Below are 12,035 nucleotides of genomic sequence, written 5' to 3'. Positions count from 1 at the left end.
AGACAATTAGCGGATATTGCCTGGTAAGGTGAGAGATGTTTTTTAATAAGATTGAACGTAACCTAAACTAGCCATCAGTTAATTCCAGATGGCCAATGCGAAGATAAAAAAAGTGTATTTTGAGAGTTGTCAAAAAATCGTTGCAAAAAACAAAGCATACACATAAATGTAGCCTACCTTTAAATTAACGCTCTGGAGCAATAAATAGGGAAATAAAAGGTTGATAATTGTCAAATGAAATAAATTCTTCTATGCTGACTGCACAATTCTTTCGCTTAGAAATCATCAACTACAAGGCAACATCCGGGTTAATAGAATTTGCTACGTCGTTAAAATTAGGTTTGCGTCGCTAACTGGCGGATAGATAATAAACTGCAATTCACCAATTTATAGCTTTAGAGAATATTTGATTCAACTGAATTTTATCGGTTATATTTGTCAGCTTTTTAAGAAAATGCTAGCCAAATATTAACGTCTCTATGTTTAGTAACCCGAAAACCGGCACACGGATCGTCGTGTTTAACAATCGTACAATTGTCGTGAGCCGTGTTGCCTCAAAACCTTTCCAATTCCGAATTTATATTGATGTTTCATATAAAGGAATATTGGAGCTAAACGGTGATGAGTGGTCCCACACCCCTGGTTATACTTTGCCGAAGGGAGTTTTTACACTCCTTGTCAAGCGAATGGGAATTGGTAGGTGGGAGCAAAATGAGGATAATAAATAAACGCTTCGAGTTTGTGGGTTATAACGCTAGAATATTGACTAAAGTCAATCCTTTTGAATCCTGAATTTTCATATATTAAAAACTAAATATCTCGTTTTAATGTATTCATTAAAAACGTAATTAACATGCAGACGATTTTTTACTTGAAGACGATAGAGACATCAGAGAATTAGTTCAGATGATTTAGGAAGAAGAAAATTATCAAGTCTACGCTTTCAGTAATGTAACTGATTTCATAACTAGAGACAAATCCATCCCTGCTGATTTATTTTTGCTTGATGTGATGCTTCCTTATGGTTATGGCTTGGAGGTTTGCGAACAAATATTATCAGAACAAAAGACTCCTATTTTAATAATGAGTGCACATGCAACGCTCAAAAATATCGAAAGCAAATGCCAGGCTAGCGACTTCATTCAGAAACCCTTCGCTCGATGTGAGGGTTAGATCATGGCTCGATAATTGCTCTTATTTTATTGTAAAGTAAACTCTGCTTAAAGCAACAATCATGGAAAATATAAGAAGTAAGGTTAATGAGTTGAAAGAGAAGATTAAGGACTATAAAGATTTTAAAGGTGCTACAAACCTAAAGAAAAAAATGTTTTCAGTGCTTGTCAATTCCTTTATAAGTACCTATAACAAACCGGCTGTCGCCTCGAGGAAATGATAGGACTGGCAGGTGAAATTGATTTGAAAGTCTCGCTTCATTCCCCGGCCAGACTTGTAAGTACAGATTAGCCGGGGAATGAATTATCCATTTCACTTTGTGTATTCTTAAATTTGCTCCCGATTTAGTGATTCCAGCCTAGCTTTCCCTGCCGGTCCAGAGCAATGGCAAAGGTTTTGGCGTCCTTAACAGCCACAAAATCGGTTCTGGGAATACCTCCTTTGGTTTTTTTAATCACCGGCCTGGTGTAATGTGTAAAATCTTTTTCCATAGTCTTACGTCCGACGATCCATGCGCCGACGCCGATACGTTCATGCACCTTTTCAAAACTTTCTTTAAGTAATTCCACAGGCCCGCTCTTGCCCCATTTTTCGCCCAATATCTTTCCGTCCAGAGAAGTCATCATCAAACAGATCACTTTTGGTTTTTTATTTTTCATTTGCTCACATTTAAATTTTAATTCTGTTTCAGGTATGATAACCGGATTGGCCGCCAGCAATGGGGGGCTTGAACACATGAGGTGCAGGTCCTTATAATACAAGAGACAAAATCCTCAAAGAGGTGTCGCCATTTTAAGCCCCCTGGTAATGGATTATCAGTTGCTCAGTCCGAGTAAATCGGTCAGCGCTTTGGCCGTAGGACCGGCTGAAAGTGGGTTTTGTCCGGTTATCAGCAAGCCATCCACTTCCACATGGGAGAGAAAAGGCACGAATGCTGTTTTTACCTCCGCTCTAAGCTTACCAAGGTTTCCTGTAGTAGATAAGGGACATTTCCTGCCCTTCCTACCAGCTTTTCCTCTATATCACTAAATGCAAAAAGGCGTTTACACCGCATAAAACCGGGCCGCTGACCTTCTACGCTGATTAACGCTGCATGGCCGTGACATACCAGTGCGACGGGTTTTTCAGAATCAAGAAAATCCAGGATCAAAAGACCGTTATCATTATCCTTTGCCAAATCCCAGATTGGTCCATGCCCTCCAGGATAAAATGCGGCATCATATCCTGAGGCAGAGACCTGATTTAGTGGCATGATATGAGAAAAAGCATCTTTTGCGGCCAGGTCATCGGTAAAACGGCGGTTAGCCCAGGTAATGTGTTCGGTAAGTTCACTCATCGGATCTACCGGCGGCCGGCCACCTTTCGGGCTGCATAAGGAAACCTAGTAACCCGCATCTATAAATTGGTAATAGGGCTCAGTGAACTCACCAAGCCAAACGCCAGTCTTGCCTTCGGTATTTTCCATCTCACTATGAGAGGAAAGTACCATCAATATCTTCTTCACCTCTGATTATTTGATCTCATCTGGTGTAATTTCATTGCCTTCCTCATCGATTTGCTGATGGGAGTTCCAGTTACCGCGCACTGCTGCATCTTCAACTGGCTTCATGCCATTATTTTCTTCCTGGTCTTGCGACTGTTCATCTTTTGGACCTCTCATGATATTATTCTTATCCCCGAACGACAATCCAAATCGCCAATGGTTTTATCGTAAACAACCCTTCAGGAATTAGAAGAGTCGACTTTATGCATATCAAGGTCTAACCTGACAACCTCAATAAATTATAATAAGATTTAAAAAAATGTAACCTGGGTTTTTCAACTGTTCAATCGCTAATGAATCTGGCGATCAACGGTGAGTAGTCGCTAGTTTGAGCCACTAGTCTGGATTTTTGTTTATCTCATCGTTTCTCCACTTTAAGTTTTGTAATGTAAAATATACATCGTAATATTGCGATATAAATGGGGATTACAAAAACAGAAATATTCACACAGGAGCAGAACCAGCTATCAATGCTCTTGAAGGCCATTGCCCATCCAGCGCGCATTGCCATATTGCAACAGATCATTTCCGCGAATGCCTGCATCTGCGGAGATCTTGTGGAAGAGCTTGGACTTGCACAAGCAACAATTTCTCAGCATTTGAAAGAACTTAAGAATGCGGGGATTATTCAGGGAACAATTGATGGGGTGAAAGTTTGCTATTGTATAGAACCAACAACGTGGAGTTTTTTGCAAAACCTATTCGGAGATTTTATGAGCTCGTTTGTTGATCCAAGGGGCTGTTGTTAAGCCCTTTTTTTGAAGAGTTCAATCGTAAAATTGCGATAAATAAATAATAAATATGAGATTATCAGAAATCAAAACCATCTTGGCAACAGCTGAAGCAGTCAATTTCCAATTAGAAAACGGAGAAACAGTACCCGAACATTTCCATGTTACCGAAGTTGGAATCATCACTAAAGACTTTATTGACTGTGGAGGCAAGGTGCGCCGTGAGAAAGTAGCAAACTTCCAGTTATGGGATGCCAATGATTATGAGCACCGCCTGAAAGCGACAAAACTGTTGAATATCATTTCTTTTTCAGAAAGGGTACTGGGTATGGAAGACCTTGAAATAGAAGTTGAATATCAATCAGCAACCATCGGTAAATATGACCTTGGCTATGAGGGAACAAACTTTGTCTTAATTGCAAAGCAGACTGCCTGTCTTGCGGCGGAGAATTGCGGAGTAGAGGATGCAAAAAAAAATGGGATGGTTAATTTGGTATCCTCTGCAAATGGTTGTACGCCTGGTGGCGGTTGCTGTTAATCTGTTTATTATGCAAAAGGAACTTTTCGCTGACGGTTGGGGTTTGGTGAGAGACATCTATGAGAGAGGGCATCGCAACAGGCAATGCCACTTTTAGAACAAGGCCTTCTCGGAAAGAATGGGAGAGCTCGCATCGTGGCACTTGTACGCTAGTTGCCAAGGAAATCGCGATGCTTTTATCGGCTGCACTTTCACCCGTTTCTGCACCTTGCATATATGCCAGGGAAGCTGCAGTGAACGTACGTGCTAACCTGAGCAATCAGTGAAAGGGATCGGGCTTGCCCTATTGAAAGAACTCATCACCTTAAGCGAAGTGGAAGGGATATAAATATTACAAGCAGGTATATTTCCAAAGAATATCAGTAGTCTTCGCATCGATGAAAAAGCACGCTTTAGGAAACTTGGCATTATAGAAATAATTATAAAGCAGAATGGGATTTGGAAGGGATCCAGTGCTTTTGCAAATAAGAAGTAATGGAATCATTTAACAATAAAAATTTATGGAAAAAATATTAGTGCTCTGCACAGGAAACAGTTGCAGAAGCCAGATTGCAGAAGGCTATTTAAGACATTTTGCTGGAGATAAAGCGGAAGTATACAGCGCGGGAATTGAAACCCATGGGGTTAATCCAAAGGCAACTGAGATTATGAAAAGAGATGGAATTGACATTTCCGGACATACCTCCAACAACATTGAGGAATATATCAATATCGATTTCGACTATGTGATAACCGTTTGCGATAACGCAAAAGAGAGCTGTCCGTATTTTCCCTCGGTTGCGGTGAAGTTACACTATAACTTTCCCGATCCTGCCAAAGCTACCGGAACAGAAGAGCAGGTGATGGAAGCTTTCCGTGAAGTAAGGGAGATGATAAAAGAATATGCACAAAACTTTGTTAACGAGAACCTAAAGCGCTAAGATGTCAGTGAACAATTGTGCGCCTGCCGTTGCACGAAAAAAAATGGGTTTCCTTGACCGTCATCTCACGCTTTGGATATTCATGGCGATGGCTATAGGGGTAGGCATAGGCTATTCTGTTCCATCCTCATCGAGGTTGATCAATTCCTTTTCAAATGGAACCACGAATATAGCCCTGGCCATTGGACTGATACTGATGATGTATCCACCACTTGCAAAAGTGAAATATGAAAAGATGGGCGAGGTATTTAAGGATACGAAAGTGCTAACGGTTTCTCTGGTTCTGAACTGGCTCATCGGCCCGCTTCTGATGTTCTTTTTAGCAATAATTTTTTTAAGGGATTATCCTGAGTATATGGTTGGACTCATCTTAATTGGACTTGCCCGCTGTATTGCAATGGTTGTGGTGTGGAATGAATTGGCAGAGGGAAACCGCGAATATGCGGCAGGTCTGATAGCTTTGAACAGTATCTTTCAGGTATTGTTGTACAGTGTTTTTGCCTATGTTTTTATTACTGTACTTCCCCCATATTTTGGACTGAAAAGCCTGGAGGTAAATATCTCTATCAGCGAAATAGCCAAAAGTGTCGGCATCTATCTGGGATTGCCGTTTGCTATGGGTATTATCAGCAGATATTCTTTAACTAAATTGAAAGGTGAAGAATGGTTTGAAAATAAGTTTGTTCCATTCATATCACCAATTACATTGATAGCATTATTGTTTACCATTGTGATCATGTTTAGCCTAAAGGGTAATCTGATCGTTCAGATACCGATGGACGTGGTTCGCATTGCCATACCGTTAGTGATCTACTTTTCGATTATGTTCATGGTCAGCTTTTTTGCGGGTAAATACTTCGGCGCGGATTATTCAAGAAGTGCCTCGATTGCCTTTACCGCCACTGGTAACAACTTCGAACTGGCAATTGCAGTTGCCATAGGGGTGTTCGGGGTTAACTCGGGTCAGGCCTTTGCTGGAGTTATTGGACCGCTCGTGGAAGTTCCGGCTTTGATTAGTCTTGTCAACTTAGCATTTTGGTTCCGCAGGAAATACTATAAATAAAAAAAAGCAGTGATGTTCTGTTACCCACTATAATCTATTTTTATGTCTATTTTTGAGTTATACCAAGGCCACTTTGGAACCGTGGTGGGAGAATAAAGGGTAGCTTAGAAAATCAGAGCGGAAGTAAGATAAAACAGGTATATCGACAAATAAGACTATCGCTATTCTCCAGCTAATCCTAGCATTTTTGTACCTCCCTAAGGGGGAAATGTATGTTAGTTCCTTAACCACGATTTTTTAAACGAAATATTGAAGTTTTTGAAAATGTGTGTTCTCAAACTCGGGAAGGAAGGATAAAAAAATTGGAGCAAATAAGAATTAGCACTTGCTCGTAAACCGTTTCCTGATCAAATGCGGACACAAAAGTATATAAAAACTGACATTTTTTTTGTGAAAACCGACAAAAAGCGAATTATGGGGCGATTGTGAAACAATTGAAATGGTGAAATGTTCCAAAGATACTAATGCTGAATATATTTGATAGGCAGTGAAATAGACTAATGATGGCTGATAAAATTTTCCATAATAATATAGATATAGATTATTTTTTAGAGTTGTATCCGGATCTGTTATGCATTGTAGATGATAAAGGCTTCTTAAAAAAAATTAATCCCGCCGTCCTGAAGCTACTTGGGTATAGCGATGAGGAACTTTATTCATCGCCCATCGACCAATTTATCCATCCGCAGGATAGAAGTGTTGACAAGGATCGGATGAAAAGACAAATGGCTGGTGAATTTATAAAAGAATATGTAAACCGGTATATTACTAAAGATGGAAGGACAGTTTGGCTTGCATGGACGTCAGTCTTCGTTGAAAGAGACCAGTTACTGTTTGCAATCGCCAAGGATATTACTGCCACAAGATTGATGGAAAAAAAGGAGCATTTTTCTGCAATACTCGATAGGTTGGGTGAAGAGCAACGTAAACGCTTTTCACAAGAAGTTTCACTTGTAATGCCTTTTGTTCACGAAAAGAAGAATGACATTAGCTGGCTAAAATTAGATACACAGATTCCAGTTGCCGACCGTGTTTGGTTAAGAAAATTTGAGTCATTGATAAGAAGTCAGGCTCCTAAATTTGAGCTGAACTTAAAACTTCTCAGTAGTGAAATGGCGATGACGGAACGACAATTATACAGGCAGGTGAAACGGCTCGTGGGATTGACCCCAAAAGCACTAATTTCGAGAATTAGGTTCCATATCGTTTGGGAAAACATTGCCGCTGGCTCAGATTGTACATTAACCGATTTGGCACGCCTTGCGGGATTTGCTAATATAAAAAAGTTTAGAACTTCATTTCATGAAAACTTTGGAATTGAAGTTACTGAACTATTGTACTAAAACTTATTCTCTCAAAATCTAAAAAAAGATATGAAAAAACGTGTACTGGCAATTGATGATGATGAAGATATATTAAATATCCTGGACATTATACTGCAGGATGAAGGCATTGAGGGATCTTTATTTTCAACTGGTATTCCGGTACAGCAGATAATAGACTTGAAGCCCGATCTTATTCTTTTAGATGTTAGGATAGGTGGATATATTAAAACTGGTAGTCAAATATGCGGAGAAATTAAACAGCTAAAAAACACTCAGAAAATACCTGTTGTTTTGGTTTCCGCAGAAGCAAACCTTGCTATGATCGCCGCTAAATGCGAAGCAGACGGATTTATATCCAAGCCTTTTGACATTTTTAATTTTGTTGAAAAGGTTAAAGAATTCTTATCTTCGGAAAATTTCAAGCATGAACGAAAAGACGAACTCCCCTGATTCATGGGAACACATAAACCTTGGGTCAGAACGTTTAAAAAAATTCTTTCTAATGCACCTCGACAGAATTTATGGTGCGAAGTTACATCTGATAACCAAGCTGCCAATGCTCCTGGTAGAAGCGCAATTTACAGTACTTAAAAATGCAATAGAGGATACGGTAGCGAACGTTGAAAAACAGATAGCAAGAATGCAACTGATTTATACCCTACTTGATGCCGACCCAGCTAAAGGTAGTATCAAGGGTGTAACTGGATTGATAGATGATGCCTTCGAAGCGATATATCAGCAGCAGGGTGAAGCTGAGCTTCAGGACCTTTCTATTATTTTTTACCTCCAGAATATAGAAAGCGTTGAAATGGCTTCCTTCCAGGTTCTTCAGATGGCAGCTGTCAAAATGCACAATGTCCATGTCAATAAATTATTAAAAGACAACTATGATGATGCCAAATCAGACCGGACATTGTTGCTCCTAATATCTTCAAAATATATTGTGACTTAATTTTTTGGTATTGCGCTTCAAAGACTGACAGGTTCACTACCGTTGCCAAATCAATCTATAGCAACATATCAACTAATGCTTAGCTTTAGTAAATTTTAAACACATAGTTATCCATCATAAAGTTTAGTAAGTTTAAAGTTTAATAGTCCTTGCTGGCGAAATACACTGTGATTATTATTAACGGATATCCATCCAATCAGCGGGAAGTTTCATCGAAAGAAAATCTCATTGTCTGATAAATCCTTAATACTTGCTAAACAATATGCCACAGATTTATCATTTCAATATTTAACTTCAATCCATCATCATTCCAATATTACAAAAAAGTGGTTTGTTGTAATTGACAATGATTTTCAAAATAGATTTTCGTTGGTTGATAAGCTTCATTTGTGATTAAATTCCATAATATTTGCTTTTAAATACTGAACTAAGCATTAATACAAATTTATGGGGATTTGAAATCCTAATCCGATCGCTCATAATTTGATTTGCGGTTTTCTTTTTAATCTTCTCAAAAAGCTCTTTGTAATAAATGTATGCCAGATATACGCCTCTACGTGATGATTTTGGCAATCCTCTTATGCCGGCTAAAGCAGCATCAAACTCGGCGGATATTTCTTGTTCGATTGAGCGTTTTTCGTCGATTGAAAAGATTGACAAATCAACTCCTGGAAAGTAACTCCGACTCAATAGATAGTAGTCGGCTTTCAAGTCCCTTAAAAAGTTAACCTTTTGAAATGCTGACCCAAGCTTCATTGCAGACTCTTTCAACTGTTCATATCGCCCATCGTCGCCTTGTACGAAAACCTGAAGGCACATTAAACCTACAACCTGTGCAGAACCTAAAATATACTCATCATACCTTTGAGGCGTATATTCTTCTTTTTTGAGATCCATTTCCATGCTTTTCAAGAAAAGATCTATGAGTTCCTGTTTTATCTGGTATTGATTTACAGCTTTTTGAAAAGCATTAAGAATGGGATTTAAACTGATTTTTTCTTCAATGGCTTCTTTGCAGTCCCTTTTAAATTTATTTAGCAGGTTAGTTTTATCGTAATCATGAAAACTATCAACTATTTCGTCAGCAAGTCTAACAAAACCATATATTGCATAGATTGCCTCCCGACATGATTTGTCGAGAAAACGGATACCCAAAGAAAAGCTTGTGCTGTAAGTTTTTGTTACTACTTTACTGCATTTCGCAGATACGCTATCAAAAATTACTTTCATGTATTTTTTGGTTTAACTCTTTTTGAAATTTTGTACATAGTGAAAGTCTTCAAGTTTCTGGAGCAATGATATTAGTTGTGACTTCTCTTCCATTTTAAGTGCACCGGTCACATTAGCAGATGCTGTACGAATCTTGTCCATGTGGTTATTCAATTCATCAGTTCCCTTATTTGTAATGTTTAATACCATGCTTCTCTTATCGGTCCCTGAACGTTGCTGACTGATTAAACCTTTATCAAGAAGCCGTTGGATTATCAGCGTGCCAGCTGGTTTATCATGGATATTTTCTTTGATTAGTTCAGATTTAGTCATTCTGCCCGCAGATTTTAAGCATATCAAATAAATGAAGTCATCAGGCGTAGAAAAAATAGTTTCGTTAATGGCTGTCTTAGCCTGAATCTTCGCATATCTGTAGAGATGAACAAGCGAAGTGTTGATCACACTGTCGGCAGACCTTCCATTAATTTTGCCGGGCCATTCGGGTTCTTTTTCTAAAGTTTTTCCTGGCTTAAGAAACTGCACATTAATCCACTTTAAAAAGGAATCTAAATCATCCCCTGCGCCTGGATTATCAAGCTCATAGTCTTTTAATAATGATATTAGATCATTTAACAGGTTATACATCATTGTATTTAATTATCAAATTTATTATGCCTTGTTTATTGCTATAATGTTTTCAAATTACCAATTCCACCATTGACTGGTATCACTTGTCCGGTTATCCAGCTACTATCATCCGATAATAAAAACGCAATGGCCGCACTGATGTCTCTGGCCGTTCCGTATTTACCTAAAGGATGTCTTTTTGCCGATGCTTCCATCTTTTCAGCAGTGTTGAGTAATTTCGATGCAAGCGGGGTATCTGTTAGTGAAGGTGCGACAACATTTACCCTAATTTGACTAGTGCAGAGTTCTGCTGCCAGCGAGACAGCCAATCCTTCAATTGCAGCCTTCGATGCTGAGATACTAGCATGAAAGCCCAGTCCGGTTCTTGCTGCAACCGAACTTATTAAGACTATTGACGCGGAAGAAGAATTTTTTAATGCGTTTAAAGATTGCTGTATGCAAGAGACGGCCCCGATTACGTTGAGTTTAAAGTCATCAATAAAATCACTTTCAGATAGTCTTGCGAATGGTTTAAGATTAATGCTTCCCACACAATAAACCAATCCGTCAAGTTTATCTGGCAGAAAAGATGATAGCGCGGCGTTAGAATTCAGGACATCTATCTCCATGTAGTGTATCGATTCGGGCCAGAACGCGGAGCGGCTTCTGCTTGCGGTGAAAACATTTGCCCTCTGGGCACTCAGATACTGAACCAAATCCAAACCGATTCCAGAACTACCACCGATGATAAGCATATTTTTATTTTCGAAATTCATCTGCTGATTTAATTGAATTATATATAAACTAATATAGTTAAATAAAGTTTATTAATAATCTAAATATAGGTTTTTTTCTGTTACCCCATACTCTGATTGTTAATTGTCTGGAGTGAAAAATACCAGATGAATTAAATTTTTCTCACTGATTTAGTTCTTTATAGAGCGGTTAATGACAGCAGGGTAGCTTTAAATATAGAATTGATTAAGGAAAATGAAAGGTTTCTGCAAATCTGAAGTTTTTGAGAAATTGATGAAAACAAAATTGACATTTTTTATATTTTATGAAAAAACAAGAATTACATTTTATGTCCATTACACGAGAAAAGCTTAACAAAACGCACCATAGTCAGGAATCAACTGTATCTATCAGCACGTTTGTGATTACGCTTTCCGCTGCCATTATCATAATTTTTTCTCTTTGGGCATCCAAATCAATAGAAAGTAGATCCATCTCGCTTGAAAGTAAAAAGGAGAACCAGGAGCTTAGAAAAAAACTGTCAGCTAAACTTGATTCCACCCTCAAAAATCAGCTGCTGGTATTCACAAAACCATTGGTTTGGGCAATACGAAATAAACTGGTGGAAGGGGACATGAAATCTGTAAATATGTATCTTGGTCAGTTTGTCACGGACCAGAATTTTAAGGAAGTTTCGGTTATCAATAATAATGGGCTTATCATTGCCTCAAGCAAAAAAACCGAAATTGGTCATTTCTATTCAACGTTCTATAATAGAAATTTTTTATCTACAGATTCAGCTCGTCTCAATATTCAAAGGGGTAATGACGTTATCATCACCAGCCCCGTGTTTGGACGTAACGGGCGAATGGCAACCTTGTCAATCCATTATCTCATGCCTGGAAAAGAATAAGTTAATTGTTTTTTATTGATAAGTTATTTTGGAACCGATGATTTTAAATTCCCTTTCGTCCACATGTAAGATGTCATTTTGAGCTGGCTTACTATTAGTTTCCTTTGTATAACGATAATATAAGTAAGCGGGTACTCATGGTATTTGATACCTATTTTGCCGCTATTTTCCAAAATAGTCATGGGTGGCCTTCAGTTTAAAATAAAACCAGTTTTTCAACAGAAACGACAATTGTCTTCAGCGCATGTACGGATTCCTTAGCTCGCATCTCCTTGATATGTACAGATTCTTCGCAGCAAGAAGGAC

At 38.5% G+C, this 12,035-nt stretch carries 14 protein-coding genes and 1 pseudogene; 9 read left to right on the top strand and 6 right to left on the bottom strand.

Features of this window, described 5'->3' with window-relative positions:
- Nucleotides 1–930: 930 nt before the first annotated feature.
- Nucleotides 931–1,173: pseudogene (locus ACO05K_RS12290) on the top strand (response regulator); the annotation flags it as partial.
- Nucleotides 1,174–1,517: 344 nt separating this feature from the next.
- Here ACO05K_RS12290 and ACO05K_RS12285 read toward each other — a convergent pair.
- The 3 genes from ACO05K_RS12285 to ACO05K_RS12275 form a co-directional block, all read right to left on the bottom strand.
- Entirely contained in the window at nt 1,518–1,832 is a 315-nt protein-coding gene (locus tag ACO05K_RS12285) for a hypothetical protein (protein WP_421944725.1), read from the bottom strand.
- Nucleotides 1,833–2,113: 281 nt separating this feature from the next.
- Nucleotides 2,114–2,509: a hypothetical protein gene (locus ACO05K_RS12280; RefSeq protein ID WP_421944724.1), complete on the bottom strand. Its 396-nt coding sequence runs from the start codon at nt 2,507–2,509 to the stop codon at nt 2,114–2,116.
- A gap of 174 nt (nt 2,510–2,683) precedes the next feature.
- Complete coding sequence (locus ACO05K_RS12275; RefSeq protein ID WP_421944723.1) at nt 2,684–2,833, bottom strand: hypothetical protein; 150 nt, start codon at nt 2,831–2,833, stop codon at nt 2,684–2,686.
- A gap of 302 nt (nt 2,834–3,135) precedes the next feature.
- Here ACO05K_RS12275 and ACO05K_RS12270 point away from each other — a divergent pair, with 302 nt between their 5' ends.
- The 7 genes from ACO05K_RS12270 to ACO05K_RS12240 all read left to right on the top strand — a co-directional run bounded on the left by ACO05K_RS12270 (nt 3,136) and on the right by ACO05K_RS12240 (nt 8,245).
- Nucleotides 3,136–3,465, top strand: a complete 330-nt coding sequence (locus ACO05K_RS12270; RefSeq protein WP_421944722.1) for an ArsR/SmtB family transcription factor — start codon at nt 3,136–3,138, stop codon at nt 3,463–3,465.
- 52 nt (nt 3,466–3,517) lie between these two features.
- Complete coding sequence (locus ACO05K_RS12265) at nt 3,518–3,985, top strand: DUF6428 family protein (protein ID WP_421944721.1); 468 nt, start codon at nt 3,518–3,520, stop codon at nt 3,983–3,985.
- A gap of 500 nt (nt 3,986–4,485) precedes the next feature.
- Nucleotides 4,486–4,905, top strand: a complete 420-nt coding sequence (locus ACO05K_RS12260) for an arsenate reductase ArsC (protein ID WP_421944720.1) — start codon at nt 4,486–4,488, stop codon at nt 4,903–4,905.
- Between the two features lies 1 nt (nt 4,906).
- Nucleotides 4,907–5,968, top strand: coding sequence for an ACR3 family arsenite efflux transporter (gene arsB, locus ACO05K_RS12255; RefSeq protein WP_421944719.1), 1,062 nt, complete (start codon nt 4,907–4,909; stop codon nt 5,966–5,968).
- A 500-nt stretch (nt 5,969–6,468) separates the two neighbouring features.
- Entirely contained in the window at nt 6,469–7,311 is an 843-nt protein-coding gene (locus ACO05K_RS12250; RefSeq protein ID WP_421944718.1) for a PAS domain S-box protein, read from the top strand.
- Nucleotides 7,312–7,341: 30 nt separating this feature from the next.
- On the top strand, nt 7,342–7,743 hold the full coding sequence (locus ACO05K_RS12245) for a response regulator (protein ID WP_421944717.1): 402 nt from the start codon (nt 7,342–7,344) through the stop codon (nt 7,741–7,743).
- The gene (locus tag ACO05K_RS12240; protein WP_421944716.1) at nt 7,718–8,245 is read left to right on the top strand and encodes a DUF892 family protein; all 528 of its coding nucleotides are present in this window, start codon (nt 7,718–7,720) and stop codon (nt 8,243–8,245) included. Before ACO05K_RS12245 ends, ACO05K_RS12240 begins: the two co-directional genes overlap by 26 nt.
- A gap of 393 nt (nt 8,246–8,638) precedes the next feature.
- Here the strand turns inward: ACO05K_RS12240 and ACO05K_RS12235 are convergent, their stop codons facing one another.
- The 3 genes from ACO05K_RS12235 to ACO05K_RS12225 are packed head-to-tail and all read right to left on the bottom strand — an operon-like array spanning nt 8,639 to nt 10,857.
- Nucleotides 8,639–9,475: a phytoene/squalene synthase family protein gene (locus ACO05K_RS12235; protein ID WP_421944715.1), complete on the bottom strand. Its 837-nt coding sequence runs from the start codon at nt 9,473–9,475 to the stop codon at nt 8,639–8,641.
- 12 nt (nt 9,476–9,487) lie between these two features.
- On the bottom strand, nt 9,488–10,102 hold the full coding sequence (locus ACO05K_RS12230; RefSeq protein WP_421944714.1) for a MarR family winged helix-turn-helix transcriptional regulator: 615 nt from the start codon (nt 10,100–10,102) through the stop codon (nt 9,488–9,490).
- A gap of 38 nt (nt 10,103–10,140) precedes the next feature.
- The gene (locus ACO05K_RS12225; protein WP_421944713.1) at nt 10,141–10,857 is read right to left on the bottom strand and encodes an SDR family NAD(P)-dependent oxidoreductase; all 717 of its coding nucleotides are present in this window, start codon (nt 10,855–10,857) and stop codon (nt 10,141–10,143) included.
- 284 nt (nt 10,858–11,141) lie between these two features.
- On the opposite strand from ACO05K_RS12225, the gene ACO05K_RS12220 reads away from it, so the two are divergent.
- Nucleotides 11,142–11,729, top strand: coding sequence for a hypothetical protein (locus ACO05K_RS12220; RefSeq protein WP_421944712.1), 588 nt, complete (start codon nt 11,142–11,144; stop codon nt 11,727–11,729).
- Nucleotides 11,730–12,035: the final 306 nt, after the last annotated feature.

Origin of the sequence: Pedobacter sp., from assembly GCF_965227205.1 — a bacterium.
In the GTDB taxonomy this organism is placed as follows: domain Bacteria; phylum Bacteroidota; class Bacteroidia; order Sphingobacteriales; family Sphingobacteriaceae; genus Pedobacter.
Note: the sequence above shows the minus strand (reverse complement) of the source record. Positions and strands in the feature narration are given on the sequence as shown.

Coding starts and splice junctions, on each gene's coding strand:
- ACO05K_RS12245 (WP_421944717.1), top strand. CDS start 7,342: ATGAAAAAACGTGTACTGGCAATTGATGATGATGAAGATATATTAAAT.
- ACO05K_RS12240 (WP_421944716.1), top strand. CDS start 7,718: ATGAACGAAAAGACGAACTCCCCTGATTCATGGGAACACATAAACCTT.
- ACO05K_RS12235 (WP_421944715.1), bottom strand. CDS start 9,475: ATGAAAGTAATTTTTGATAGCGTATCTGCGAAATGCAGTAAAGTAGTA.
- ACO05K_RS12220 (WP_421944712.1), top strand. CDS start 11,142: ATGAAAAAACAAGAATTACATTTTATGTCCATTACACGAGAAAAGCTT.
- ACO05K_RS12280 (WP_421944724.1), bottom strand. CDS start 2,509: ATGAGTGAACTTACCGAACACATTACCTGGGCTAACCGCCGTTTTACC.
- ACO05K_RS12225 (WP_421944713.1), bottom strand. CDS start 10,857: ATGAATTTCGAAAATAAAAATATGCTTATCATCGGTGGTAGTTCTGGA.
- ACO05K_RS12260 (WP_421944720.1), top strand. CDS start 4,486: ATGGAAAAAATATTAGTGCTCTGCACAGGAAACAGTTGCAGAAGCCAG.
- ACO05K_RS12265 (WP_421944721.1), top strand. CDS start 3,518: ATGAGATTATCAGAAATCAAAACCATCTTGGCAACAGCTGAAGCAGTC.
- ACO05K_RS12250 (WP_421944718.1), top strand. CDS start 6,469: ATGATGGCTGATAAAATTTTCCATAATAATATAGATATAGATTATTTT.
- ACO05K_RS12230 (WP_421944714.1), bottom strand. CDS start 10,102: ATGATGTATAACCTGTTAAATGATCTAATATCATTATTAAAAGACTAT.
- ACO05K_RS12275 (WP_421944723.1), bottom strand. CDS start 2,833: ATGAGAGGTCCAAAAGATGAACAGTCGCAAGACCAGGAAGAAAATAAT.
- ACO05K_RS12270 (WP_421944722.1), top strand. CDS start 3,136: ATGGGGATTACAAAAACAGAAATATTCACACAGGAGCAGAACCAGCTA.
- arsB (WP_421944719.1), top strand. CDS start 4,907: ATGTCAGTGAACAATTGTGCGCCTGCCGTTGCACGAAAAAAAATGGGT.
- ACO05K_RS12285 (WP_421944725.1), bottom strand. CDS start 1,832: ATGAAAAATAAAAAACCAAAAGTGATCTGTTTGATGATGACTTCTCTG.